A 25,083-nucleotide genomic window follows, 5' to 3' on the forward strand; every position below is an offset into this window, starting at 1 on the left:
CAGATTGTGGCGACTATGGCGAAGTGGTTAACGCACCAGATTGTGGCTCTGGCATGCGTGGGTTCGATTCCCACTAGTCGCCCCATGTTATGCGGGTGTAGTTTAGTGGTAAAACCTCAGCCTTCCAAGCTGATGTCGTGGGTTCGATTCCCATCACCCGCTTCTTGGGCCTATAGCTCAGCTGGTTAGAGCGCACGCCTGATAAGCGTGAGGTCGGTGGTTCAAGTCCACTTAGGCCCACCATATTGCATATTATCTGATAGTGAGTTAAACTAATATTAGACTTGCTTTATTCCGCAATAGCTCAGCGGTAGAGCAACCGGCTGTTAACCGGTAGGTCGTAGGTTCGAATCCTACTTGCGGAGCCATACGGAGAAGTACCCAAGTGGCTGAAGGGGACGGTTTGCTAAACCGTTAGGTCGCAATTTTGCGGCGCGCGGGTTCAAATCCCGCCTTCTCCGCCATTCAATGTGGCCCGTTGGTCAAGTGGTTAAGACACCGCCCTTTCACGGCGGTAACACGGGTTCGAATCCCGTACGGGTCATAAAAGCACCAGTTACGCTGGTGCTTTTGTTCTTTCCATAAAACGAAATTTGTCGAATTTTTTCGTTTTATAGTTGCAATCTAATACATCCTCTGTTATAATCAATACCGTTAACTTAATGTTGTTCATGATCAATGCGGTTTTGTATTCGGAGAATGTATACGCGGGTGTAGTTTAGTGGTAAAACCTCAGCCACGAGCAATACATCATCGAATTTGCTTCGAGTTGTCCCGACGCATTAAACACCTTGAATCGGCTAGAAGAGGAAGGGACAACGAAAAGAAGAGTTGATTGCGGGTTGCCTCGATGCATCCATCATCTTTGAGTTTGCTAGCAGAGGAAGAGGCATGACAACTGCGCGTTGTATACAGATTTAAAGAACAAAAAATAATATGCGGGTGTAGTTTAGTGGTAAAACCTCAGCCTTCCAAGCTGATGTCGTGGGTTCGATTCCCATCACCCGCTCCATCGCAAATAATGGTTATGGGGACAACGCAGTGTTTCGTTTCTTCAAAGAACGAGGCATTGCGTTTTTTATTTTTTTATGTAATTTTTTACACAAGTTGAAAGACAGCATCACCTCCATGAATTTGCAAGAACATCTTTTGCATGGACTGCAACAGTTTTTCACATTGTTCTTGTTTCATAGATGGCAGTAAATAAACAATTTGAACGGCGTTTTTCGTTTCTTTTGTAACAGCTGTTCGTTGGGAATCAACAATCGGACTGCCAAATGGCCCGTGAACATCCTTTGATACGAGCTTATGAGAAAAGTTGACAGTGCGCCCGTTGATAGCGATATACTCGTCTTGGTCTGTTCCAATATCAATGGTAATCGGTCCTTCCAATTTATCTAAATCATAAATGCCAATTGGAATTTTATAATAAAGTGAAAAGAAATTGTTCACATCGGCTGCGGAGTGGATAGTTGGGATAAAGTTTTTCTTTTGAATACGTCGATATAAGCTTTCCGACGAAGGACGATATCTGCTCGGGTCTGTTCCGATCGTTTTAAATGCCCTGCGCCATTCCGCCAGTTCAGGAATATCTGCAATCGCTGTTTCCTGCAAATCAAAGTAAATGGATTCTTGAAATAATTGGAGTCTTCCTTTTAACATTTGCGGAGAATCATCAACAACGATATGATTATAAAGTATAATCCCTACTTTAAATTCAGGTATCATTTGTTTTATTGTTTCCGCGACAACTACGTCCATCTGCTTTCACCTCGAAATTTTTTCTTTATTGTAACATAGATTCCGAATTTTAGCGAAAGGAGGGATAACGATGGATGTGGCGGCTCTAAAACAAGAGATTATTGAATATAGCAAAACGATTGGTATTGATAAAATTGGATTTGCTAGTGCTGATCCGTTTGTCGAGTTAAAAGAGCGGCTTCGTCGCCAACAAGAGTTAGGATATCAATCCGGATTCGAAGAGCCGGATATTGAAAAGAGAACTAATCCTTCCCTGCTTTTGCCAGAAGCAAAGTCTATTATTGCGATTGCCTTAGCATATCCGTCCAAAATGAAAAATGCTCCGCGTGGTACAAAAACAGAAAGACGAGGAATTTTTTGCAGGGCATCATGGGGAAAGGATTATCATTACATTTTGCGGGAACGTCTTGAAAAATTAGAAGCATTTATTTTAGAGAGAGTTCCTCAGGCTAGAGTAAAATCGATGGTAGACACGGGAGAACTGGCTGACCGTGCTGTTGCGGAACGGGCTGGAATTGGTTGGAGCGGAAAAAATTGTTCTATTATTACTCCAGAGTTTGGTTCTTATGTTTATTTAGGAGAGATGATTACCAATATTCCGTTTCCACCTGATGAACCGATTGAAAGCCGCTGTGGAACGTGTACGAAGTGTATCGATGCTTGCCCGACGGGAGCGCTCGTGCAGGGAGGACAATTGAATGCACAGCGATGCCTTTCATTTCTGACACAAACGAAAGGTTTTTTAGCTGATGAATTTCGTGATAAAATTGGAAATCGATTATATGGATGTGATACGTGCCAAATGGTTTGCCCTGAAAATAAAGGAAAAGACTTTCATCTCCATCCAGAGATGGAACCGGACCCTGAAGTGGTAAAACCAAAATTAATTCCGCTTTTGCATATAAGCAATCGAGAATTTAAGGAAAAATTCGGTTCGATTGCTGGGGCTTGGCGAGGGAAAAAGCCGATTCAGCGAAATGCCATTTTGGCTTTAGCACATTATAAAGATCAAACAGCCATTCCGGATTTACTAAAACTATTAAAAGAAGATAGCCGTCCGGTTATTCGCGGAACAGCGGCGTGGGCGCTTGGAAAAATTGGTGATACACGCGTTATTTCCGATTTAGAGGAAGCAAGCAAAACGGAAAAAGACCCGGAAGTTCTTGCGGAAATCGAAAAGGGACTACAATTATTGCGGTCAAATGAGGAAAAGGGAAAAAATCGCTCACCTGTCACATAAGTTAATAGCAAAAAAGAAAGCGGTGAGCGATGTGAAAAAACAGCTGCAATATTTATTAGAAAAAAGAGCTCAATTTTTTGTGTCTAAAGACGAACGCAATGTAGAAGAAGCAGTGGAAAGGAAGCAGCGGCTATTCGAGAAACGCGACGCAGAAATTGTCCGCTGTTCCATTAATAGCCAAATTGTAAGCAAGCATGTAATGGAAACTGGGGGGAGGCTTGCTTATTTAGCTCATTATCAATTTTTAATAAAGCATGGCAGCAAGATGTACGTTGAGGAACAAGTGGAGGAAAGAAGAGCGTATTTTGAACGTGGAGAGTTAGTGAAAGATGAAAAAATAATCGTGAGCGAGGAAATGGTCCCGCCTCGTTTAGAACGTGAGATGTTAGTGGATGAAAGAATTTCATATAAATATGATCGAGCAAAGGCGGTGCGTTATGCTGAAACGTGGTGGAACAGCTACAATCCCGCGTTTCCACGGTTTAAGGTAGATTGCACGAATTTTATTTCCCAATGTTTATACGCAGGTGGAGCCCCGATGACAGGGTATCCGAATCGCGCAAAGGGATGGTGGTGCAAAAACAACAATTGGAGCTATAGTTGGGCGGTGGCACATTCTTTCCGTTGGTACTTGAGTGGAGCGCGTGTTGGATTACAAGCGGTTGAAGTATCATCGCCAGAACAATTGATGGCTGGAGATGTGATTTGTTACGACTTTGAAGGGGACGGTCGTTTTAATCACTCAACGATTGTTGTAGCGAAGGATGCGAACGGAATGCCGTTAGTGAACGCTCATACAACAAATAGCCGCATGCGCTATTGGTCATATGAAGATTCCACGGCGTATACACCTAATATTCGCTATAAGTTTTTTCATATCATTGATCGAAAATAACAATATAGTTTGAGGTGATCGATATGCCACTACATGTAGTACTATATCAACCGGAAATTCCAGCAAATACGGGGAATATTGCACGTACGTGTGCAGCAACAGATACAGCGCTTCATTTGATTCGTCCGCTCGGTTTTTCGACCGATGATAAAATGTTAAAACGCGCCGGTCTTGACTATTGGCCATATGTAAATATTTCTTATTATGATTCATTGGAAGAGTTATTTGAGCGGTATCCAAACGGAGAATTTTACTTTATCACTAAATTTGGAAAAAAATACTATGATTCTTTCGACTTTAGTGATATGGAAAAAGATCATTTTTTTGTGTTTGGACGTGAAACGACGGGATTGCCAAAAGATTTGCTTGAAGCAAATATGGATCGCTGTCTGCGCATTCCGATGAACGATAAAGTCCGTTCCTTAAATTTATCCAATACTGCAGCTATTTTAGTCTATGAAGCGTTGCGTCAGCAAAAATTTAACGGTTTATTTTAAATAAAAAACGACCTTCTGAAAAGGAGGTCGTTTTTTTATGCATTAATTTTTTACACCTGGTTTATCTTCGTAGCCAGCTGTAAAGATCGCGGTTAAAAAAGCGATGATCACGCCTAATACAAGCAATGTACGCATCGCGATTCCTCCTTCACGAAATGATTGCTTCATCTCCTTCATTATAGCGAATATGACAAGCGTTGTGAATGGCAAGTATGGGCCGTGGCAGTCAGACAAAATTTTTTTTGCGATGAATGATTCGGGACATCCTTGCATACATTGTAATAATCTTGTTGTTAAGACATCAAGGATAAGGAGGTCCTTTATGGATATTTTAAAGAAAATCGAACAATATCGGGAAGAAGAGGAACGGTTAAAATGGGAAGGTACGTTTGCAGAGTATTTAGAGATTTTAAAAGAAAAGCCATGGGTTGCTCAGTCCGCTCATTCACGCGTTTATAATATGATTAAAGATGCTGGAGTCGAAGTAGTAAATGGAAGAAAACGATATAAGTTTTTCAGCCATCAGCTATTTGGATTAGAGGAGGCGCTGGAACGTCTAGTAGAAGAATATTTTCATCCAGCGGCAAAGCGGCTTGATGTGCGCAAACGTATTTTGTTGTTGATGGGTCCTGTCGGTGGCGGAAAATCAACACTTGTTACATTGCTAAAACGGGGGTTAGAGGAGTATTCGAAGACAGAACGCGGCGCAGTGTATGCGATTAAAGGATGCCCGATGCATGAAGATCCGCTTCATTTAATCCCACCTCATTTGCGCGATGATTTTTATAAAGAGTATGGCATCCGCATTGAAGGAGAACTTTCGCCGCTGAACATGATGAGATTGGAAAAAGAATATGGCGGGCGTATTGAAGATGTAATGGTAGAGAGAATTTTCTTCTCGGAAAATAAACGGGTCGGCATTGGAACGTTCAGTCCGTCTGATCCAAAATCTCAGGATATTGCTGATCTCACGGGAAGTATCGACTTTTCAACCATCGCTGAATATGGTTCAGAATCAGATCCACGCGCCTATCGATTTGATGGTGAGTTAAACAAGGCGAACCGAGGAATTATGGAATTCCAGGAAATGTTAAAATGTGATGAAAAGTTTCTATGGCATTTGCTTTCTTTAACGCAAGAAGGAAATTTCAAAGCGGGGCGATTCGCGCTCATTAGCGCTGATGAGCTAATTATCGCCCATACGAACGAAACGGAATATCGTTCATTTATCGCGAACAAAAAGAATGAAGCGCTCCACTCGCGGATTATCGTCATGCCAATTCCATACAATTTGCGTGTGTCGGAAGAGGAGCGTATTTATGAAAAAATGATTCGGGAAAGTGATGTAGCTGATGTTCATATTGCTCCGCATACGCTTCGAATTGCCGCAATGTTTACGATTTTAACGAGATTGAAAGAATCGAAACGGCCGGATGTCGATTTAATTAAAAAAATGCGACTCTACGATGGCGAAATGGTCGAAGGATTTAATGAAGTAGATGTAGAGGAATTGAAAAAAGAACATCCGGATGAAGGAATGAGCGGCATCGATCCTCGTTACGTCATTAACCGAATTTCTTCGTGCATTATTCGCAAAGAAGTTCCATCGATTAACGCGCTAGATGTATTGCGATCCTTAAAAGAGGGGCTTGATCAGCATCCGTCTATTTCCAAAGAAGATAAAGAGCGGTATTTAAACTTTATTTCGCTTGTCCGGAAAGAATACGATGAAATCGCCAAGCAAGAAGTACAAAAGGCGTTTGTCTACTCCTATGAGGAGTCGGCGAAAACGTTGATGGACAATTATTTAGACAATGTAGAAGCATACTGCAATAAAACGAAGCTGCGCGATCCGTTGACAGGAGAGGAAATGAATCCAGACGAAAAACTCATGCGCTCGTTCGAAGAGCAAATCGGCATTTCGGAAAACGCGAAAAAGGCATTTCGTGAAGAAATTTTAATTCGTATTTCCGCCTATGCCCGAAAAGGACAGAGGTTTGATTACAACTCACATGAGCGGTTGCGGGAGGCTATTCAGAAGAAACTATTCGCTGACTTGAAAGACATTGTAAAAATCACCACTTCATCGAAAACGCCGGATGAGCAGCAATTAAAGAAAATTAATGAAGTAGTGGCACGCTTGATCGATGAATATGGCTATAATTCTACGTCAGCAAACGAATTGCTTCGCTATGTCGGCAGCTTATTAAATCGTTAGCATGCCTAATGTTAGGCATGCTTTTTTACTCAAATAGCAGTCTGATGATGTTTATATTCTTTGTTTTGTACTTTTTTAGGCTTGTCCAACAAAAATTTACATGTTCATTTTCGTAATAATTTGTCAATTATTTCGTTTTTTTGCATAGGATAGAGTAAACAAACCGTCATTTATTCATTATGTTTGTTATGACGCCAACATAAATATATGCTTCAAGATAAAAAAGTGTGAAAACATTTTAAATGAGGAGGGGAAAAAATGAAAGGAAACTTTGTTATATCGAAAGAAGACTGGTCCCTCCATCGGAAAGGACATGACGATCAAAAACGACATGAAGAAAAAGTAAAAGAAGCAATTAAAAACAATTTGCCAGATTTAATTACAGAAGAAAGCATCATTATGTCAAACGGACGTGACGTCATTAAAATTCCGATCCGTTCTTTGGATGAATATAAAATTCGTTATAATTATGAGAAAAACAAACATGTTGGTCAAGGGAACGGAGACAGTCAAGTTGGCGATGTTGTTGCAAGAGATGGATCAGGGGAGGGACAAGGGCCTGGAACAGGGCAAGGAGCCGGCGACTTGCCCGGGCAAGATTATTATGAAGCGGAAGTTTCGCTAATGGAATTGGAAGAAGCGTTATTCAGCCAATTGGAGCTGCCGAATTTACAAAGAAAAGAAGCGGACCAAAACGTTGTAGAACATATTGAATTTAATGATATTCGCCGTACTGGTTTAACGGGGAATATCGATAAAAAAAGAACGATGCTCGCGGCATTTAAGAGAAATGCGATGAATGGCAATCCAAGTTTTTATCCGATTTATCGTGAAGATTTAAGATATAGAACATGGAATGAAGTGGTAAAGCCAGATTCGAAAGCAGTTGTTCTTGCGATGATGGATACAAGCGGCTCAATGGGATTGTGGGAAAAATATATGGCACGCAGTTTCTTCTTTTGGATGACCCGCTTTTTACGTACAAAATATGAAACGGTGGAAATCGCATTTATCGCCCATCATACAGAAGCAAAAGTGGTTACCGAAGATGAATTTTTCACAAAAGGAGAAAGCGGAGGCACGATCTGTTCTTCCGCCTATCGAAAAGCGTTGGAGCTCATTGAAACGAAATACTCGCCATCGCGTTATAATATTTATCCGTTCCACTTTTCGGATGGAGATAACTTGACATCAGATAACGCCCGTTGTGTCAAACTTGTTCAAGAACTAATGAAAGTGTCCAACATGTTTGGATATGGAGAAGTAAATCAGTATAACCGCCACTCGACGCTAATGTCTGCTTACAAAAACATCAAAGATGAAAAATTCCGTTATTATATCCTCAAACAAAAATCAGATGTATTCCATGCGATGAAAACATTTTTCCGGAAAGAAGAAAATAAGGCATTCGTATGAATCTCCTGCAATAGCGCAGGAGATTTTTATTTATTTTACAAAAAGTATAAATTTTACAGAAGCAAAACCCCCTATTTTACAGCTTATTTACAAACATCCTCCATGATGAAAGTAATCAAGCTGTCTTGCAAAGCGGGGGGATAGCGGTTTCAACGGGAAGCATTTTTTATGGAAAGAAGCAAAAGCAAGGAGGTGCATCGTGTGACAAATGTGGAGTTTGTTCGTGTTTGCAAGTCCTATGACGGAAAAAAATATGTCATTCACGACTTAAATGCTTCCATTGAATCAGGAGAATTTTTTGTGCTAGTTGGGCCTTCGAGATGTTTGAAGCGATGACGATGGCAGATCGAATGATGGTTTTGCACGAAGAAATATCGCAACAAATCGGTGTGCCGCTGGATGTGTACAATCATCCGAATAATACTTTTGTTGCTTCGTTTATCGGTTTTCCGCCGATGAATTTAGTAGAGGCAAAAGTATCAGAAAACACATTGTTTCTCAACTATGAACGGGCAATACGATTTTCAAATAGCAGTTTGTTGCTGCCGGAACAAGTGATTGTCGGCGTTCGCCCCGAACATATTCATCTCGTTCCATCTCAAGATGAATATTTTATTGCTACTGTTGTGAATGTAGAAATATTAGGTACTGAAACACTTGTGACGTTTCAACTAACGAAACGTACACATTGGATTGCCAGATGGAACGGACAGTGGAATATTCAGGTCGGCGAACGGATTCCGTTGGTTATTGATGAAGCAAATATTGTATTTTTTGATGATCATGGCTTCAGACTTCCTTATCCTATTTCTTCACATACGATGAGCGGGGAGGGGAAACGATGAGCGTATTTCCTTCGTCTAAGACCGAGCCTTGGGCGAGTAGTTTTTGTCACTGCATCGATCTAATCAACCTATCTACAATTTTTCGATTTGTTGGGCTGGCATAAGAAAAGGTCTCGTTTGGCATGCAAACGAGACCAAATTTTCTTTTTGAAATAGATGATCTAATTGGACGAGCTGACAGATTCATTTGGGTTCGCCGCTTCTTTGTCTTGCTTGGCTGAATCTGTTTTTCGTATTGTTTCTATCATTGCTAAAGCAGGCGCAAGTTCTTCCTTATCTTTTGGCGTTTGAATCATTACAAGCATAGGAACAGGGCTGCTTGTAGCGATGACATGAACCGTCATATTTTCCGATTGTGCGGTATACCAAGCGGCTCCTTTCAATGATTCTGGCAGGTTTGCGCTGTCCTGGCGAGCGGCATCGGAAGACACTGCTTGTGCGTGTTCTTCCGCTAGTTTCGCATAATCTATTTTATTCCCTTCTTCATGAAGAAGGCGGATTCTGACAAAGCTGTTATCTCGCAGCAACAAGTCGGAATGCGGCTCTTCAGCTTCAAGCTCCCATCCTTTTAGTACATATAAGGAAAAACCTTGGTTGTCGCTTGTTTTTAAAGAAGCAGTTTCTTTCACTTCTTTTCCATCGACCATATAAGATAATTGCATTTCGGAAGGGCGCGCTTCTTCTTGTTGTTTGTTTTCTTCTGCATTAGTTTGTTGTTTGTTTTCTTCATTAGTGGCACTGCCATTTTCAGAGGCGCTGTTTTCGTTTTTAGAAGAAGATTGTGATGTCTCTGATTTCCCTGTGTTGTCCGATTGCGTCGTTTCCGTTTGGGTTGTGTCCTTATTAAAAGGATTTGGTTGTTTTACTTCATTTGTTTCTTTCGTTCCACAACCTGAAACAAGCGCGATCACCATGATGGCAGTTATAAACGGTTTCCAAGTGAATTGCATCCATCATTCCTCCTTAATTTATCTATCACTTATTATATCAGTCGAAACATGAAGGAGGAATGTTACGATGGAAGTATTTTTGTTACAATAATTATAATTAGTAGCGTACGTACGTTTTTGGCATGCAATCATTTTTTGTAACCGCTGCATAAGCATATTGCAAAAGCCTCCATCATTCCTGTTTTTATTTCATCCGTCCGCCATCGTTTTTCGGGAAGTTCCACCGTCACATGAATAATGTTTTGAATGGATCGTTATTATTATAATATTCTCGCTTTGCTTGGGGATTTGCTTTTAAAGCTATATGGGCTCCAAGCCATTCAACCGCACATAGAAACAAAATCAACAATATTCCGCTTATCATCGATTCTTCCTCCTTTATGTTGTTTAAGAGTACAATAATGTATGAAACGCGTTTCAATGCAATAGTTTTTTGAAAAAAGGTGAAGAGGATGGCAAATATCCGGGAAATTGCAAAAGAAGCAGGAGTTTCGGTTGCGACGGTTTCACGAGTATTAAACGGATACCCATACGTGAAGGAAGAAAAGCGAAATGCAGTATGGGAAGCGGTAGAGAAATTGAATTATACAAAAAATATTAATGCGGTTCATCTAGCGAAAGGGAAAACGTCGATTGTCGGAGTCATTCTTCCATATGTGAATCATCCGTATTTCGCTACAGTATTGGAAGGAATATCAAAAGAAGCGCTTCGTCATCGGTATCACCTTTTGTTATTTCAAACGAATTACGATGTGGAAAAGGAATTAGAGGCGCTTGAGATGATGCGGATGAAACAAGTCGATGGGCTTATTATTTGTTCACATGTGGCAGACTGGAGCGTCATTGAGGAATATAAGAAAGATGGACCAATCGTATTATGCGAAGACGTCCAAGATCAAGATTTTTTATCCGTCTATATTGACCATTACGAGGCGTTTACGAAGGCTTTGAGCTATTTGATTCAAAAAGGGCATCGGCATATCGGCTATTGTATCGGAAGAACGACAGGAGCAAATAGCAAGGCGCGGGAAGCGGCATATTATGATACGTTGCGGCAAATTGGCGTTGAGCCGCGAAAAGAGTGGATTTTTGATCGTTGTTTATATATGGAAGACGGAAAGCGGGTGATCCGTCAATGGATGGAGCTGTCCGAAAAGCCGAGCGCTTTGCTTGTATCAAGCGATCAAGTGGCGGCGGGCATCGTGTTGTGGGGAAAAAAAGAAGGGGTAAACGTCCCCGATGACCTTGCGATTGTTAGTTTTGATAATCATCCGATTTCAGAACCGCTGCAAATTACGACGATGGAGCTGCCGCTTGCGCTGATGGGAACGAAGGCCTTTCGTCTCATTTATCATTACATCGAAACGGGGAATATCGTGAAGAAAAAGGAAAAACTGCCTATTCGTTTTATGGAACGCTCATCGGTATAAAAACATGGCATTATATGTGTTTCATCATATATCGGTTTACTGGGCGTCCAATTCCGCCATATTGAACATCGAGAGTGACTACCCCTTTCTTTTCTAAGTATTCTAAATAGCGGCGGGCAGTTACCCGGGCGATGCCGATTCCTTCGGCGACTTCCTCGGCGGAAACTGGTTCTGTTTGTTTTCGGAGATAACGAGCGATTTTTTGCAATGTGACTTCGTTTAATCCTTTTGGCAGCCCACTGCGAGGCTCGAACGTTTGGGATTCTGTTGTCTGTAAAAGAGCGTCTAGCTCTTTCTGTGTTAACGATTCTTTTTCATTCAGTGCTTGACGAAATGAATGGTAATTTTCTAACGCTTGTTTGAGACGCTCGAATTTAAATGGTTTCATAATATAATCGAAAGCACCGTTTTGCAACACGCGGCGTACAGTATCGATATCACTTGCTGCGGTGATGGCGATGACATCTACTTCATATCCTTCGGAACGAATTTCTTTCAATGTTTCAAGACCATCCTTGTGAGGCATGTAAATGTCGATAATCACTAAATCAGGATGAAGTTTGCGGATTAGCTGTATCCCTTCCACGCCATTTGCAGCGACGCCAATAACGGTAAATCCTTTCACTTGTTCGATAAATTGGCGATTTACTTCCTGCACCATCGGATCATCTTCAATAAGCAATACGCGGTACATCTTTCTCCTCCTTACATGTCAAAGGTAATTGTAAATATCGTTCCTTTTCCTTTTTCTGACTGCACATCAATATGCCCTTTCCCTTTTTCGACAATATGTTTCACTAAATATAAACCGATGCCGCGCCCGTTTTCGCTTTTGGTTGAAAATCCTTCCTCGAAAATACGGTCGAGATGTTTTTCATCAATACCTTGGCCGTTATCTTCCACCGAGAGAGAACAAATTTCCTCATTTTGTTCAATGCTTACATATATTTCTTTTTCCCGGTCCGTAATGCCTTGAAAGGAATCAAACGCGTTTTCAATCAAGTTTCCAAGAATAATGACAAAATCATGATGGTCTAGTGCAGGTGGAAAAGCATGCAGACGGCTATGGCGGTCGATGATGACGCGAATGCCTAATTCCTTGCCGCGGCGGATTTTGCTAAGTAAAAGCCCGGAAATGCTTTCATCTTTAATATGCTTGCTTAAAAACCTAGTTAGTTCCTCCTGCTCTTCTGTCACTTGAAATACGTATTCGAGCGCCTTCTCCAAATGTCCTAATTGAATGAGTCCGGCGATCGTATGAAGTTTATTCATATACTCATGATTTTGCACGCGCAGAGCACTGACAAACGCTTTCACACCTGTCAACTCTTCGGCAAGCTTCTTCACCTCGGTACGATCTTGGAAAATAGCGATGGCACCAACGGTTTTGCCGTTCACTCTAATTGGAATGCGATTGCTCCAAATCGTTAAGTTTCCTATTTGTAATTCTTTGTTATAAATAGGCTGATCAATTTCTAATATTTCAGGTAGACGTGTGTCCGGAATAATAGCCCGAATTGGTTTACCGATAACGTCTCCTTTGACGCCAAACATTCGTTTAGCCCGATCATTAAAAATCGTAATGTTTTCATTACTATCGATTGCAATGACCCCTTCATGCATGGCGTTAAAGGCTTCTGTCCGTTCAACAAGCAGCTTGGCAATTTCATGCGGCTCCAAATGAAACATTTGTCGCTTAATATGAGAAGCAAGCAGCCAAGCACCGATCCCGCCAATGAGCAAAGAAAGAATGATAGTAATCGAAATTTCTTCTTTTAAAGCATCAATCACTTCGAAAAAAGTCGGTAATCGATATGCCGCAATGACGACGCCGATTTGTTGATGATCTTTATTCATAATTGGGACGAACGCACGAATGACCGTGCCGATTTCACCGCGTGCTTTTGATGTGTAAGTATGTTCGGCAAAGGCAGGCCCTTCATCAGCGCCGCGGGAAACACGTCCGATCATGGATGGGACGGGATGGGAAAGGCGAACTTTATTCATGTCAAGAACAACAACGTAGTCGGCATTATGAATAATGCGAACACGCTCCACAATGATATTGATGGAAGATCGTTCTTCTTTTGTTCCGACAATATGTGATTTGATTTCAGGAAGCTCTGATACCGTCCGTGCTGTCAACAATGCCCGCTGTCGTAATTCCTCTTCTTTTGTATGAAAAAAGTCGCCGATGACAAACATTCCGCTTAACAATAAGGAAAAGCTAACAATAAAGGAAATTAGGATCGTGATTTTCCAGCGGATGGATAGCCGATTCATCACAATGAATACCTCGTCTTTATGGAAAATAATATAATTTGTAATTATTTTAACATTTTTCAGCAATATGATAAAATTTGATTAAAAAGCTTAATCATAAAACGGTGTGGAATATGAAAAAGCAATGGTGGGTGGCGTCTCTTGTTTTGCTTGTCTGTTTAGGATACTTATTAAAACAGCATTTTCGCAATGAAAATATGGTGTATGATGATGAACAACAAGGGTTAAAAAAGCAAATTGTCATTTATTTTAGCCATGTAGTAGCGGAAAATACGCCAAAAGGATTAGCGGCGCAAAAATTTGCGGATCTTGTAGAGAAAAAAACAAATGGCCGTGTAAAAGTAGAAGTATTTCCGAATGGATCTTTATATTCCGATGGTGAGGAAATGGATGCTCTATTGCGCGGCGACGTGCAAATGATTGCTCCATCGTTTTCCAAAGTGACGGAGTTGATTCCGGAATGGCAAGTATTGGATTTGCCGTTTTTATTTCAAGATTATCACGATGTGGAGCGGGCATTTACAGGGGATGTGGGTGAACATCTTTTGGCGATGTTGGATCAAAAAGGGATTAAGGGATTGGCTTTATGGGGCAACGGTTTTAAACAAATGATGAGCACGGCTAGGCCGCTGGTCCGTCCTGATGATTTTCGCGGATTGCGCTTTCGTATTATGCCAAGCGAAGTGATTGAAAAGCAAATTCGTTTGCTCGAAGGCGAACCGATTGTTGTTTCATTTGATCATGTATACCGCTCTTTAGAAAGGCATGAATTTGATGGACAGGAAAATACGATTTCTAACATTTATTCGAAAGGTTTTTACAAATTTCAGCCATATATAACGATTAGCAATCATGGGTATCTCGGCTATGCCGTGATGATGAATAAATCGTTTTGGGAAAGTTTGCCGAAAGATATTCAGCAAAAAATAACAGAAGCGATTCAGGAAACAACGAAATGGAATTTACAACAATCGAAAAAACAAAACGAACAGGAATTAGAAAAAATAAAACAAAACAAAAGTATTCATATTTATGAACTGTCTGAAGAAGAAAAAAAGAGATGGGAACGGAAGTTTGCGCCTTTGTATGATCAATTTACAAAAGAGTTTGGCGACAAGCTGCTTCGCGAAATTAAACAGAGATAAAGAGGAAGGCGGCCTTATTAAGAAAGGCCGCTCTTTTTTACGACCAAAAAGACCAAAAAGATCATTATCACCATAATATTTTTATTTTCTGAACTTTACTTTAACATTAGAATTGCAAAATGAAAGCGTTGTCAAGGTGACGAAAGGAGAGGGGAGAAATGCGGAGCAAGTTTAAAAACTTAACCGTACAAGTAATTATTGGAATTATACTGGGGATTATCGTTGGTTTTTTATTCCCTGAATTTGGATCAAAATTAAAAGTGCTTGCAGATGCATTTATTAAACTAATTAAAATGGTCATTGCGCCGATTATTTTCTTCACGGTCGCAATTGGAATCGGCAGCATGGGGGATTTGAAAAAGGTTGGCCGCATCGGTGGAAAAGCGCTTATTTACTTTGAAATTATTACTACGTTCGCTTTAGCAATCGGAATTATTGTGGTTAATTTGATCAAACCTGGGGTAGGGTTTAATACTGATGCCGTAAAAGGCGGCGATGTATCACAGTATACGAAGCAAGCAGAAGAAGTGAATCATGGCGTCATTGAGTTTTTGCTTGGCATCATCCCGGATAACGTTGTTGGGGCGCTAGCAAAAGGCGAATTATTGCCGATTTTATTCTTTGCCGTATTATTCGGCCTTGCCGCGGCGGGGTTAGGAGAAAAAGCCAAACCGGTTATTACCTTATTTGAGCGTTTGGCGGACATTTTCTTCGGTGTTGTTAATATGATCATGAAAGTATCGCCAATTGCAGCGTTCGGTGCGATGGCGTATACGATTGGCACATTTGGAATCGGTTCATTGCTTTCGCTTGGAAAATTAATGGCTTCTGTGTATATTACGATGGCGCTATTTATTATTGTCGTACTCGGACTTATCGCGAAGTTTTACGGGTTTAATATTTTTAAATTTATTGCTTATATCAAAGAGGAAATTTTACTTGTGCTTGGCACATCTTCTTCTGAATCGGCATTGCCAAAACTGATGGAGCGCCTTGAAAAATACGGGTGTTCGAAGCCAGTTGTTGGGCTTGTTGTGCCGACAGGATATTCCTTTAACCTCGATGGAACATCTATTTATCTTTCGATGGCGGCGATTTTTATCGCCCAAGCTTACGGTATCGATTTAAGCATTTGGCAAGAGCTTACGTTGCTCGGAATTTTAATGTTAACGTCAAAAGGTGCAGCAGGGGTCACAGGTTCCGGATTTATTACACTTGCGGCGACTTTGGCAGCGTTCCCGATGATTCCAGTAGAAGGAATCGCGTTATTGCTTGGCGTAGACCGCTTTATGTCGGAAGCGCGTGCCATTACAAACTTAATTGGCAATGCTGTAGCGACTGTTGTTGTTTCTAAGATGGAAAATGAATTTCATCCTTCTGAAGAACAACATGCAGAGAGAACGAAGATGGTTGTTGCAAAGTAAACTTTAGCAATTCGACATCATCTATGCTTTTCTGCCAGTTCGATGCAACATATGAAGGCAGGCAAATTTTTGCCGCTTATGGCAGAAAAGCATTTTTTATTTTAAAAATTTGACAATAAATCTAATTTTTTATATCATAAATCTTGAATTCAAGATTTATGAATTCAGTGTTTATAACGATCTTGCAAGAATAATGAATGGCATGCAAAAAAATGGAGAAATTACAGTTGGGAAGTCCGGCAAGGCCGTGAAACACTCATTTTTCCCACGAAAAAATTCGTGTAAAGGGGAGAATAGACGATGGAAAATGTAAAATTAGCCATTATTTATTACAGCTCAACAGGTACGAACTATCAATTGGCAAAATGGGCGGAAGAAGCGGCGAAGGAAGCAGGGGCAGAAGTAAAAGTAGTAAAAGTTCCTGAACTCGCTCCAAAAGAAGCAATTGAATCGAATCCAGCGTGGAAAGCTCATGCGGAAGCAACGAAAGATGTCCCAACAGCTACGTTAGCGGACTTAGAATGGGCGGATGCGATTATTTTCAGCGTGCCGACTCGCTTTGGCAATATTCCTTCGCAATTAAAGCAATTTTTAGATACAACCGGCGGATTATGGGCACAAGGAAAGCTTGCCAATAAAGTTGTCAGCGCCATGGCATCTGCAGGAAATGCTCATGGCGGCCAAGAACAAACCATTTTACAACTATATACAACAATGTACCACTGGGGTGCGATCGTAGTAGCGCCTGGATATACGGATCAATCTGCTTTTGTTGCAGGAGGAAATCCATACGGAACGAGTGTGACAGTCGATCAAAACGGAAAAATAGTAGAAAATGCGGAAGCTGCTGTGAAACATCAAGCACGCCGTACCGTTCAAGTTGCGCAATGGATAAAAAATGGAATGCGACAATAAGATGAGGGTTTTTACCCTCATTTTTTTATGCATTATATTTTGCTTTTTTTATGTACGAAAAGATAATAAAATAAAAGTAAGCAAATTTTCGAAAAGGGAGAGAAAATATGAAACACTTACAAGATCGAGTTACGTTACATAATGGTGTACAAATGCCGTGGATCGGACTTGGGGTTTATAAAGTGAAGAATGGAGAAGAAGTCATTAACGCGGTGCGCACCGCTCTAGAAATTGGCTACCGCCATATAGACACTGCGGCATATTATGAAAACGAAGAAGGTGTCGGAAAAGCGATACGTGAATCAGGCATTCCGCGCGAAGAAATATTTATTACGACAAAAGTGTGGAACTCTGATCAAGGATACGAAACAACATTGAAAGCATTTGAAACGAGCCTGCAAAAGTTAGGTCTGGAATATGTTGATTTATATTTAGTGCATTGGCCGGTAAAAGGAAAATATAAAGAAACGTATAAAGCGTTGGAGAAGCTATATAAAGATGGACGTGTCCGGGCAATTGGCGTAAGCAACTTCCAAATTCATCATTTAGAAGATTTAATGGCTGATTGCGAAATTAAACCGATGGTAAATCAGGTGGAATATCATCCTCGCTTGACGCAAAAAGAACTCCATGCTTTCTGCAAACAACACGGCATTCAGCTTGAAGCATGGTCGCCGCTGATGAGAGGAGAAATTTTGCAAGAACCAACGCTTGTGGAAATTGGTGAAAAATATGGGAAAACTCCAGCACAAGTCGTCCTTCGTTGGGATTTGCAAAACGAAGTTGTCACGATTCCAAAATCCGTAACGCCACAACGCATTAAGGAAAACGCGGATGTTTTTGATTTTGAGCTAACGGCAGAGGAAATGGCAAAGATCGATGCGCTTAATTTGAACAAGCGAATCGGACCAGATCCGGATAACTTCGATTTTTAATTATGATGCGAGAAAAAGGGTTTTTCCGTTGTGGAGAAGCCTCTTTTTTGCAAAAACGAATTTTGTGGCGTATTCAACTTTTCTTGTTAGCCATTCATAAATTGTATGATTTGACGTATGAAAGATCGTTAAAGTACAATAAATATTAGTATACACATTTACATGTGATACAAAAATAACGGAGGGGGCTGCAATGCTATTCCATCCGATGGATTTTCTCATTCTCATTGCCTTTGGCATTTCGCTATGGGCGCAATTTAAAGTATCAAGCAATTTCAACACTTGGTCTCAAGTTCCTGCTTCTTCCGGATTAACAGGCGCGGAAGTTGCACGCATGATTTTGGACCGCAACGGTCTTTATGATGTGCCTGTCGAAGTGGTGCCAGGAAGATTAACGGACCATTATGATCCGATTTCGCGCACTGTTCGTTTATCGGAACCGGTATATTACGGCCGTTCGATCGCTTCCATATCGGTTGCCGCGCACGAAGTCGGGCATGCTGTACAACATCAACAATCATATGGTGCGTTAGTACTTCGGCATCGCATGTTTCCAATCGTAAACTTTACATCAGGAGCGGCGCCATTTTTATTGTTGGCGGGATTTTTGTTCAAACAGCTTTCGCTAATTGGATTAGGCATTATTTTCTTTTCATTTGCCGTCGCTTTCCAACTCATTACGTTGCCGGTAGAGTTTAACGCAAGCTCGCGGGCGAAAAAATTTATGTTAGCGGAAGGTATTATTTATCCGGATGAAAAGCGCGGCGTCAACAAAGTATTGGGAGCGGCCGCATTGACATATGTGGCAGCAACGCTCATTTCGGTTTTAGAATTGTTAAAATACGTGTTAATTTTTACGCAAAATAACAATGAAGAATAAGGATATAAACCTGTCTGTAGGAGGTGTGATCCGGGCGCGTTATCCGCGTCCGGAAACCAATTGGACATAGTTAACTTGTTAGTGGTAGCATTGCTTATTGCATGTACCGCTTTTTTCGTAGCTTCGGAATTTGCGATTGTCAAAGTTCGCAGCTCGCGCATTGACCAATTAGTTAGCGAAGGAAATAAACGGGCGATTGCTGCCAAAAAGGTGATCTCCAACCTTGATGGCTATTTGTCGGCGAACCAATTAGGCATTACGATTACATCGCTAGGGCTTGGTTGGCTCGGTGAACCGACGGTGGAGCGGATATTAACACCGCTTTTTGAACGCATCCATTTATCGGAGTCGATTTCGCACGTTTTATCCTTCGTTATTGCCTTTTCAACGATTACGTTTCTTCACGTCGTTGTCGGAGAGCTGGCTCCCAAGACGTTTGCGATCCATAAAGCGGAGGCGATTACACTGTTTACAGCTCAACCGCTTATTTTATTTTATAAAGTGATGTATCCGTTTATTTGGATGCTCAACAATTCCGCGCGCCTCGTCGCCAGAATGTTTGGGTTAAAGCCAGCGGCAGAACATGAAATTGCCCATTCCGAAGAAGAGCTGCGCCTTATTTTATCAGAAAGCTACAAAAGCGGAGAGATTAACCAATCGGAATATCGATATGTGAACAATATTTTTCGATTTGACGATCGGGTTGCAAAAGAAATTATGGTACCGCGCAAAGAAATTGTTGCGCTCGATATTAATCGAAGCGTGAAAGAGAATTTGGAAATTATTAAAGAGGAAAAATATACTCGTTATCCAGTTATTGATGGCGATAAAGATCACGTTCTTGGACTTATTAATGTGAAAGAAGTGTTTACCGATCTTGTGACAAATCCATCCGAAGAAAAACAAATGAAAGATTATATCCGCCCAATCATTCAAGTGATTGAATCAATCGCGATCCATGATTTGCTTGTGAAAATGCAGAAAGAACGCATCCACATGGCCATTTTAGTCGATGAATATGGCGGTACGTCGGGACTTGTTACTGTCGAGGATATTTTAGAAGAAATTGTTGGAGAAATTCAAGATGAATTTGATGTAGATGAAATTCCGTTGATCCAAAAAATTGATGAAACACGTACGATTATCGACGGGAAAGTGCTGATTAGCGAAGTAAATGATTTGTTTGGCCTTTCCATTGATGATGAGGATGTCGATACGATTGGAGGATGGATTTTAACAAAGCATTATGATATTAAAGTAGGCGATAGCGTCGAAATCGACAATTACTTGTTTACGGTGAAGGAGATGGATGGTCACCATGTGAAGACGCTAGAAGTCGTGAAGCAGGAAAAAGAAGAGAGAGAAGCAGATAATGAACTCGGTGAAAAAGAGGAATTGCATTTATGAGGCAGACGTTTATAGGACGTCTGCCTTTTATGGTGGATCCATGTAAAACCGAGCGATATCAACAGGAAAATCATCAACGTGAGCGATGCATGAAATCATTTCGTTCGTAAAAGGATGCAAAAATGATAGTTTAACGGCGTGAAGTGCTTGTCGATGAAATGTGTCTTTTCCGCCATAAAGAACATCTCCGACTAACGGATGACCGATGTAACTCATATGGACGCGGATTTGATGAGTGCGCCCGGTATCGAGGGAAAGCTCTACGAGCGATGTTTGTTCATCGGGAAACGTATGTAAGACGCGGTAGTGTGTTACCGCTTTTGCACCCGTTTTCGAAACTCTTCGCCTCGTTGGATGATGGCGATCGCGTCCAATCGGTGCAGAAATCGTTCCTGATTTATTTTTTAGGATGCCATGGACGAGCGCTACATACGTCCGTTTGATGAGCCGTTTTTCCAACATCCGATCAAGCGTGGCTCCTGCAAGCGTATGTTTGGCAAACAAAATCGTTCCCGATGTGTCACGATCAAGCCGGTGAATATGCCGTACTTTCGTCAAAATCCCTTGTGATTGTAAATAAAAAGCGACCGCGTTCGCTAAAGTCCCTATTTGAGAAGGTTCAGAAGGATGGATATCGATTCCAGCGCCTTTATTAATAATAAGGAGATGCTCGTCCTCCCATAAAACGGAAAGCTCTCGATATTCAGGAATAATGATGGAAGGTTCAGGTTTATAAAGGTGCAACTGCAGGCGGTCTTTTTCTTTTAATGGCGTTTGCCATGATACTTCTTTTCCGTTGAGCTTGATTCCTTTTTCCATTCGCAGCTGATGAGCTAACTTTTTAGAGGCGCACCATACTTCTTTTAGCAACGATTCAATCGTACGTCCTTCCCAAAAAGAAGGAATGACGCATTCAAGCCAGTCTCCTTTTTTGGACCACATCATTATTTCACTCCAAAATTTCAAAACAGTGGAAACACTTTCTACCTCAATATATGTATCAGATATGATACACTCATAGTAGCGTTTTATAGTATGTTATGCAAGTGCGAAAAGGTGGTAAGAACATGAAAATGGTTTATGCAGCCACGAAAGAACAAGAGGAATATATGAATTATTTAGTCAATTATTTTTACACAAACATTTTTCCGTATTATTTTGATGATGAACAAATTAATAAGTTTGAAAATTCGAAAATCCTTTCATTACCGAGGGAATACGTTACATACAATGGAACGATGAAAGAAGCGTTTCAAATTATTTCATCACTTCAATCATTAATTACTGTGATTGAGTATGTAGGAAAAAGCGGAGATTGCGAACGGTATCGTGATCTATTTGAGCGGAACGTCAAATTACTTAGACGGTACGGTATTACGTTTCCGTTTATGATCGAGCAGTTTATGAGCAAGCGTCATTACCCATGCAGTATGTATTTGCCTTCACAAAGCGATTGGTTAATGTAAGATGGAGCTCGTCCATCACAGGGCGAGCTCCTTATTTATTGCTATGTTGAATCGAAGAAAACCAGTCACGGAAAACTGCTTTTTCATGATAGCCATCGATTCGTTTTACTTCTTTCCCTTTTTCATAATGAACAAGGGTTGGTGTTCCATCAATATGGTACTTATCCCATCCATCTTCAAATTCAAGCAAATTAAACATTTTTAAGTCAATGCCCATTTGTTTTGCCAAAGGGACGACGATCGGAGTTATTTTTTTACAGTGCGGACAAGTCGGGCTGTAAAAATAGACGGTGACCGTTTCTTTGTTTTTTAACTTCTGTTCTAATTCGTTCGGCAAAATGATGTTTTGATAATTTGGATCATCAAGCTGCGCAACAGTTGCAGGGTCAAGTTCTTCTTTATGATAAGGATTATTTTTGGCAGCTTGTTTTTGCTGATACGATGTGATAAAGGAGATCGCCGCAAACAGCGCTACAATAATCGATCCGAAGATAAGGAGCTTTTTCAACTTATTTTCCCTTCTTTCTCTTTACGAATAATGAAGATGCTTAATACACTAATGAGAAAAAATGCAACTAACGCTAAAAATGGAATCGTAATAAAGCCAAGCCAATTAATGTACTGTCCCGTGCAAGGGACGCGGCCGCACGAAATCGCATGGGTTTGGAAAAATGGAATTTTTTGCAGAGCATAATGGTAAAGCGAAATCGCTCCACCGATGATGGATAATGCAAGGCTATAGCGAGCGATGCCATATTCTTTCCGAATGGCCGCAAGCCCTAACAAAACCACCTGTGGATACATAAAAATGCGTTGAAACCAGCAAAGATCACAAGGGATAAATTTTAAAATTTCGGAAAAGTAAAGGCTACCAAGCGTCGCGATCAATGAAATTCCCCAAGCGCCGATAAGCGCGTTTTCCAATGTTTTGGCATTGTTATTCATACTGTAGTCCCCTTATTTCTCATGTTTATTGCCATTTTCATTATATTGGACGAAAAGGAGAATGTAAAATTTTAATAAATATATAAGCCGCTATTTTTATTTTATAGTACAATGCTTGTGTACAACTGGACATAGAGGTGAGAAATTTGGAACGAGCATGGTGGAAAGAGGCGGTTGTGTACCAAATTTATCCGCGCAGTTTTTACGATTCCAACGGGGATGGCATTGGCGATATCCGCGGCATTATCGCGAAACTTGATTATTTAAAAGAACTTGGCGTGGATGTGGTATGGCTATCTCCGGTATATAAATCGCCAAATGATGACAACGGATATGATATAAGCGATTATCGGGAGATTATGGATGAATTTGGTACGATGGAAGATTGGGAAGAAATGCTTGAGGAAATGCACAAACGCGGGATTAAGCTAGTGATGGATTTAGTCGTCAATCATACATCAGATGAGCATCCGTGGTTTATCGAATCAAGAAAGTCAAAGGACAATCCGTATCGCGACTACTATATATGGCGGCCTGGAAAAGATGGAAAGGAACCGAACAATTGGGAGTCAAATTTTAGCGGTTCAGCGTGGGAATATGACGAAACGACGGAAGAATATTATTTGCATCTTTTTTCAAAAAAGCAACCAGATTTAAACTGGGAAAATCCAAAAGTGCGCCGCGAAGTGTATGACATAATGAAGTTTTGGCTTGATAAAGGCGTCGACGGCTTCCGAATGGATGTCATCAACATGATTTCGAAAGTGCCAGAATTACCGGACGGAAAACCGCAGGAAGGGAAGAAATACGCTTCGGGAAGCAAGTATTTTATGAACGGTCCGCGCGTTCATGAGTTTTTGCAAGAGATGAACCGCGAAGTATTGTCAAAATACGACATTATGACGGTCGGAGAAACGCCGGGAGTCACACCAAAAGAGGGAATTTTATATACCGACCCATCGCGTCATGAGTTGAACATGGTGTTTCAATTCGAGCATGTTGGTTTAGATTCCGGACCTGGAGGAAAATGGGATATTCGTCCATGGTCGTTGGCCGACTTGAAAAAAACGATGACAAAATGGCAAAAAGAGCTAGAAGGAAAAGGATGGAACAGTCTTTACTTAAACAATCATGATCAGCCACGCGCTGTTTCTCGCTTTGGCGATGATGGAAAGTATCGTGTGGAATCGGCGAAAATGCTTGCAACATTTCTCCATATGATGCAAGGAACACCGTATATTTACCAAGGTGAAGAGATCGGAATGACCAATGTGCGCTTCCCGTCGATTGAATACTACCGCGATATTGAAACATTGAACATGTATAAAGAACGTGTGGAAGAATATGGTGAAGATCCGCAAAAAGTGATGGAGAAAATTTATTATAAAGGGCGTGACAACGCGCGCACACCGATGCAGTGGGATGACAGCGAAAACGCAGGATTTACAACGGGGACGCCATGGATTCCAGTAAATCCAAATTATAAGGAAATCAACGTAAAAGAGGCTTTAGCGGATCCAAATTCGGTGTTTCATTATTATAAAAAATTAATTCAACTTCGCAAGCAGCATGACATTATTGTCTATGGAACATATGACTTAATTTTGGAAGACGATCCGTATATTTACGCATACACACGCACATTGGGAAATGAAAAGCTGATTGTTATTACTAATTTTTCTGAAAAAACTCCTGTTTTCCGGCTTCCGGATGATATCACCTACAAAACAAAAGAACTGCTTATCAGCAATTACGATGTTGATGAAACGGAAGAACTGAAAGAAATTCGCTTGCGTCCATGGGAGGCGCGCGTATATAAAATCCGTTTGTCATGAAACATTTGCTTTTTCCGGTGCCAATACTAAGCGATACAAACATTATTTTCTACCTATATCCTCCCGCCAATCCGCCCATAATAATCGGTGAAAGGGGAGGATCACATGAATAATAACAACAAAGTTCAAGACGTTATGACGAAAAATGTAGCGACAGTTTCTCCTAACCAAACAGTTCAAGAAGCTGCGCAAATCATGAGCCAAAAAAATATTGGGGCTCTTCCAGTAGTGGAAAACGGTCAAGTAAAAGGAATGATCACGGACCGTGATATTACACTCCGTACATCGGCGCAAGGAAAAGATCCAGCTTCCACTCCTGTATCGGAAATAATGACGAATCGCGTGGTCACTGGTACGCCTAATATGAGCGTTCAAGAGGCGGCAAGTGTGATGGCGCAACATCAAATTCGTCGTTTGCCAATTGTCGAAAATAACCAAATTCAAGGAATTGTCGCTTTAGGCGATATCGCGACAAACAGCGCTTCCGATCAAGCGGCGGGACAAGCATTGACAAACATTTCTGAGCCGTCGCAACCACAAGGATAAAAAAATGAAGGATGTCTCTGACTTATGAGACATCCTTTTTCTTTTATGAA

At 41.0% G+C, this 25,083-nt stretch carries 24 protein-coding genes and 7 tRNA genes; 24 read left to right on the forward strand and 7 right to left on the reverse strand.

Going from position 1 to position 25,083, the window contains the following annotated elements; translation table 11 throughout:
• Window positions 1-9: 9 nt before the first annotated feature.
• The 7 genes from DER53_RS07170 (at window position 10) to DER53_RS07200 (ending at window position 1,012) form a co-directional block, all read left to right on the forward strand.
• A tRNA-His gene (locus tag DER53_RS07170) sits at window positions 10-85 on the forward strand.
• Between the two features lie 6 nt (window positions 86-91).
• Window positions 92-162: transfer RNA gene (locus DER53_RS07175), tRNA-Gly, on the forward strand.
• Between the two features lie 4 nt (window positions 163-166).
• Window positions 167-243, forward strand: a tRNA-Ile gene (locus DER53_RS07180).
• Window positions 244-293: 50 nt separating this feature from the next.
• A tRNA-Asn gene (locus DER53_RS07185) sits at window positions 294-368 on the forward strand.
• A gap of 3 nt (window positions 369-371) precedes the next feature.
• A tRNA-Ser gene (locus DER53_RS07190) sits at window positions 372-464 on the forward strand.
• A gap of 8 nt (window positions 465-472) precedes the next feature.
• A tRNA-Glu gene (locus DER53_RS07195) sits at window positions 473-544 on the forward strand.
• Window positions 545-938: 394 nt separating this feature from the next.
• Window positions 939-1,012, forward strand: a tRNA-Gly gene (locus DER53_RS07200).
• 86 nt (window positions 1,013-1,098) lie between these two features.
• On the opposite strand, the gene DER53_RS07205 is transcribed toward DER53_RS07200, so the two are convergent.
• Window positions 1,099-1,761 (reverse strand): B3/B4 domain-containing protein, encoded by a 663-nt coding sequence (locus tag DER53_RS07205; RefSeq protein ID WP_062756310.1) that lies wholly within the window; start codon window positions 1,759-1,761, stop codon window positions 1,099-1,101.
• A gap of 70 nt (window positions 1,762-1,831) precedes the next feature.
• Between DER53_RS07205 and queG the strand changes: the two genes are divergently transcribed.
• The 7 genes from queG to DER53_RS07240 all read left to right on the forward strand — a co-directional run bounded on the left by queG (window position 1,832) and on the right by DER53_RS07240 (window position 8,872).
• Window positions 1,832-3,001 carry a tRNA epoxyqueuosine(34) reductase QueG gene (gene queG, locus DER53_RS07210; RefSeq protein WP_062756312.1) on the forward strand — a complete coding sequence of 390 codons (1,170 nt, stop codon included), beginning with the start codon at window positions 1,832-1,834 and terminating at the stop codon, window positions 2,999-3,001.
• Window positions 3,002-3,032: 31 nt separating this feature from the next.
• Window positions 3,033-3,896, forward strand: a complete 864-nt coding sequence (locus tag DER53_RS07215) for an amidase domain-containing protein (protein WP_062756313.1) — start codon at window positions 3,033-3,035, stop codon at window positions 3,894-3,896.
• A 23-nt stretch (window positions 3,897-3,919) separates the two neighbouring features.
• On the forward strand, window positions 3,920-4,393 hold the full coding sequence (trmL, locus tag DER53_RS07220; RefSeq protein ID WP_012749226.1) for a tRNA (uridine(34)/cytosine(34)/5-carboxymethylaminomethyluridine(34)-2'-O)-methyltransferase TrmL: 474 nt from the start codon (window positions 3,920-3,922) through the stop codon (window positions 4,391-4,393).
• 322 nt (window positions 4,394-4,715) lie between these two features.
• On the forward strand, window positions 4,716-6,611 hold the full coding sequence (locus tag DER53_RS07225; protein WP_121910035.1) for a PrkA family serine protein kinase: 1,896 nt from the start codon (window positions 4,716-4,718) through the stop codon (window positions 6,609-6,611).
• A gap of 258 nt (window positions 6,612-6,869) precedes the next feature.
• On the forward strand, window positions 6,870-8,027 hold the full coding sequence (gene yhbH, locus DER53_RS07230; protein ID WP_012749229.1) for a sporulation protein YhbH: 1,158 nt from the start codon (window positions 6,870-6,872) through the stop codon (window positions 8,025-8,027).
• Between the two features lie 168 nt (window positions 8,028-8,195).
• Entirely contained in the window at window positions 8,196-8,363 is a 168-nt protein-coding gene (locus DER53_RS07235) for a hypothetical protein (protein ID WP_156482456.1), read from the forward strand.
• The gene (locus tag DER53_RS07240) at window positions 8,360-8,872 is read left to right on the forward strand and encodes a TOBE domain-containing protein (protein WP_244319643.1); all 513 of its coding nucleotides are present in this window, start codon (window positions 8,360-8,362) and stop codon (window positions 8,870-8,872) included. The genes DER53_RS07235 and DER53_RS07240 overlap by 4 nt, the downstream gene beginning before the upstream one ends.
• A gap of 161 nt (window positions 8,873-9,033) precedes the next feature.
• Here DER53_RS07240 and DER53_RS07245 read toward each other — a convergent pair whose 3' ends face one another.
• Window positions 9,034-9,822 (reverse strand): hypothetical protein, encoded by a 789-nt coding sequence (locus DER53_RS07245; protein ID WP_062756317.1) that lies wholly within the window; start codon window positions 9,820-9,822, stop codon window positions 9,034-9,036.
• 452 nt (window positions 9,823-10,274) lie between these two features.
• Between DER53_RS07245 and DER53_RS07250 the strand changes: the two genes are divergently transcribed.
• On the forward strand, window positions 10,275-11,252 hold the full coding sequence (locus DER53_RS07250) for a LacI family DNA-binding transcriptional regulator (RefSeq protein WP_062756319.1): 978 nt from the start codon (window positions 10,275-10,277) through the stop codon (window positions 11,250-11,252).
• 10 nt (window positions 11,253-11,262) lie between these two features.
• Here the strand turns inward: DER53_RS07250 and DER53_RS07255 are convergent, their stop codons facing one another.
• Window positions 11,263-11,946, reverse strand: a complete 684-nt coding sequence (locus tag DER53_RS07255; protein WP_062756320.1) for a response regulator — start codon at window positions 11,944-11,946, stop codon at window positions 11,263-11,265.
• An 11-nt stretch (window positions 11,947-11,957) separates the two neighbouring features.
• A complete protein-coding gene (locus tag DER53_RS07260; protein ID WP_062756322.1) occupies window positions 11,958-13,535 on the reverse strand; it encodes an ATP-binding protein in 1,578 nt (525 codons plus the stop codon).
• Between the two features lie 113 nt (window positions 13,536-13,648).
• Between DER53_RS07260 and DER53_RS07265 the strand changes: the two genes are divergently transcribed.
• The 6 genes from DER53_RS07265 (at window position 13,649) to DER53_RS07290 (ending at window position 20,241) form a co-directional block, all read left to right on the forward strand.
• On the forward strand, window positions 13,649-14,680 hold the full coding sequence (locus tag DER53_RS07265; RefSeq protein WP_062756324.1) for a TRAP transporter substrate-binding protein: 1,032 nt from the start codon (window positions 13,649-13,651) through the stop codon (window positions 14,678-14,680).
• 158 nt (window positions 14,681-14,838) lie between these two features.
• Window positions 14,839-16,104, forward strand: a complete 1,266-nt coding sequence (locus DER53_RS07270) for a dicarboxylate/amino acid:cation symporter (RefSeq protein WP_062756325.1) — start codon at window positions 14,839-14,841, stop codon at window positions 16,102-16,104.
• 300 nt (window positions 16,105-16,404) lie between these two features.
• Window positions 16,405-17,019: an NAD(P)H:quinone oxidoreductase gene (gene wrbA / locus DER53_RS07275; protein ID WP_062756327.1), complete on the forward strand. Its 615-nt coding sequence runs from the start codon at window positions 16,405-16,407 to the stop codon at window positions 17,017-17,019.
• Window positions 17,020-17,126: 107 nt separating this feature from the next.
• Complete coding sequence (locus DER53_RS07280) at window positions 17,127-17,954, forward strand: aldo/keto reductase (protein ID WP_062756329.1); 828 nt, start codon at window positions 17,127-17,129, stop codon at window positions 17,952-17,954.
• Between the two features lie 193 nt (window positions 17,955-18,147).
• Complete coding sequence (locus DER53_RS07285; protein WP_062756331.1) at window positions 18,148-18,834, forward strand: zinc metallopeptidase; 687 nt, start codon at window positions 18,148-18,150, stop codon at window positions 18,832-18,834.
• A gap of 60 nt (window positions 18,835-18,894) precedes the next feature.
• The gene (locus DER53_RS07290; protein ID WP_062756333.1) at window positions 18,895-20,241 is read left to right on the forward strand and encodes a hemolysin family protein; all 1,347 of its coding nucleotides are present in this window, start codon (window positions 18,895-18,897) and stop codon (window positions 20,239-20,241) included.
• A gap of 27 nt (window positions 20,242-20,268) precedes the next feature.
• Here DER53_RS07290 and DER53_RS07295 read toward each other — a convergent pair whose 3' ends face one another.
• Window positions 20,269-21,183, reverse strand: coding sequence for an RluA family pseudouridine synthase (locus DER53_RS07295; RefSeq protein ID WP_062756335.1), 915 nt, complete (start codon window positions 21,181-21,183; stop codon window positions 20,269-20,271).
• Between the two features lie 125 nt (window positions 21,184-21,308).
• On the opposite strand from DER53_RS07295, the gene DER53_RS07300 reads away from it, so the two are divergent.
• Window positions 21,309-21,707 carry a YhcU family protein gene (locus tag DER53_RS07300; RefSeq protein ID WP_013877427.1) on the forward strand — a complete coding sequence of 133 codons (399 nt, stop codon included), beginning with the start codon at window positions 21,309-21,311 and terminating at the stop codon, window positions 21,705-21,707.
• A 31-nt stretch (window positions 21,708-21,738) separates the two neighbouring features.
• Here the strand turns inward: DER53_RS07300 and DER53_RS07305 are convergent, their stop codons facing one another.
• The gene (locus DER53_RS07305) at window positions 21,739-22,215 is read right to left on the reverse strand and encodes a thioredoxin family protein (RefSeq protein WP_062756337.1); all 477 of its coding nucleotides are present in this window, start codon (window positions 22,213-22,215) and stop codon (window positions 21,739-21,741) included.
• Entirely contained in the window at window positions 22,212-22,652 is a 441-nt protein-coding gene (locus tag DER53_RS07310) for a disulfide formation protein C (protein ID WP_062756339.1), read from the reverse strand. Before DER53_RS07310 ends, DER53_RS07305 begins: the two co-directional genes overlap by 4 nt.
• 146 nt (window positions 22,653-22,798) lie before the next feature.
• Between DER53_RS07310 and DER53_RS07315 the strand changes: the two genes are divergently transcribed.
• Window positions 22,799-24,487, forward strand: coding sequence for a glycoside hydrolase family 13 protein (locus DER53_RS07315; RefSeq protein WP_062756341.1), 1,689 nt, complete (start codon window positions 22,799-22,801; stop codon window positions 24,485-24,487).
• Between the two features lie 105 nt (window positions 24,488-24,592).
• Window positions 24,593-25,033, forward strand: coding sequence for a CBS domain-containing protein (locus DER53_RS07320; RefSeq protein ID WP_062756343.1), 441 nt, complete (start codon window positions 24,593-24,595; stop codon window positions 25,031-25,033).
• Window positions 25,034-25,083: the final 50 nt, after the last annotated feature.

It is taken from the genome of Parageobacillus toebii NBRC 107807, from assembly GCF_003688615.2.
In the GTDB taxonomy this organism is placed as follows: domain Bacteria; phylum Bacillota; class Bacilli; order Bacillales; family Anoxybacillaceae; genus Parageobacillus_B; species Parageobacillus_B toebii.

Coding starts and splice junctions, on each gene's coding strand:
- DER53_RS07280 (WP_062756329.1), top strand. CDS start 17,127: ATGAAACACTTACAAGATCGAGTTACGTTACATAATGGTGTACAAATG.
- wrbA (WP_062756327.1), top strand. CDS start 16,405: ATGGAAAATGTAAAATTAGCCATTATTTATTACAGCTCAACAGGTACG.
- DER53_RS07205 (WP_062756310.1), bottom strand. CDS start 1,761: ATGGACGTAGTTGTCGCGGAAACAATAAAACAAATGATACCTGAATTT.
- DER53_RS07270 (WP_062756325.1), top strand. CDS start 14,839: ATGCGGAGCAAGTTTAAAAACTTAACCGTACAAGTAATTATTGGAATT.
- DER53_RS07260 (WP_062756322.1), bottom strand. CDS start 13,535: ATGAATCGGCTATCCATCCGCTGGAAAATCACGATCCTAATTTCCTTT.
- DER53_RS07255 (WP_062756320.1), bottom strand. CDS start 11,946: ATGTACCGCGTATTGCTTATTGAAGATGATCCGATGGTGCAGGAAGTA.
- DER53_RS07245 (WP_062756317.1), bottom strand. CDS start 9,822: ATGCAATTCACTTGGAAACCGTTTATAACTGCCATCATGGTGATCGCG.
- DER53_RS07225 (WP_121910035.1), top strand. CDS start 4,716: ATGGATATTTTAAAGAAAATCGAACAATATCGGGAAGAAGAGGAACGG.
- DER53_RS07250 (WP_062756319.1), top strand. CDS start 10,275: ATGGCAAATATCCGGGAAATTGCAAAAGAAGCAGGAGTTTCGGTTGCG.
- DER53_RS07285 (WP_062756331.1), top strand. CDS start 18,148: ATGCTATTCCATCCGATGGATTTTCTCATTCTCATTGCCTTTGGCATT.
- DER53_RS07265 (WP_062756324.1), top strand. CDS start 13,649: ATGAAAAAGCAATGGTGGGTGGCGTCTCTTGTTTTGCTTGTCTGTTTA.
- trmL (WP_012749226.1), top strand. CDS start 3,920: ATGCCACTACATGTAGTACTATATCAACCGGAAATTCCAGCAAATACG.
- DER53_RS07235 (WP_156482456.1), top strand. CDS start 8,196: ATGGAAAGAAGCAAAAGCAAGGAGGTGCATCGTGTGACAAATGTGGAG.
- DER53_RS07240 (WP_244319643.1), top strand. CDS start 8,360: ATGACGATGGCAGATCGAATGATGGTTTTGCACGAAGAAATATCGCAA.
- DER53_RS07310 (WP_062756339.1), bottom strand. CDS start 22,652: ATGAATAACAATGCCAAAACATTGGAAAACGCGCTTATCGGCGCTTGG.
- DER53_RS07295 (WP_062756335.1), bottom strand. CDS start 21,183: ATGTGGTCCAAAAAAGGAGACTGGCTTGAATGCGTCATTCCTTCTTTT.
- DER53_RS07300 (WP_013877427.1), top strand. CDS start 21,309: ATGAAAATGGTTTATGCAGCCACGAAAGAACAAGAGGAATATATGAAT.
- DER53_RS07320 (WP_062756343.1), top strand. CDS start 24,593: ATGAATAATAACAACAAAGTTCAAGACGTTATGACGAAAAATGTAGCG.
- queG (WP_062756312.1), top strand. CDS start 1,832: ATGGATGTGGCGGCTCTAAAACAAGAGATTATTGAATATAGCAAAACG.
- yhbH (WP_012749229.1), top strand. CDS start 6,870: ATGAAAGGAAACTTTGTTATATCGAAAGAAGACTGGTCCCTCCATCGG.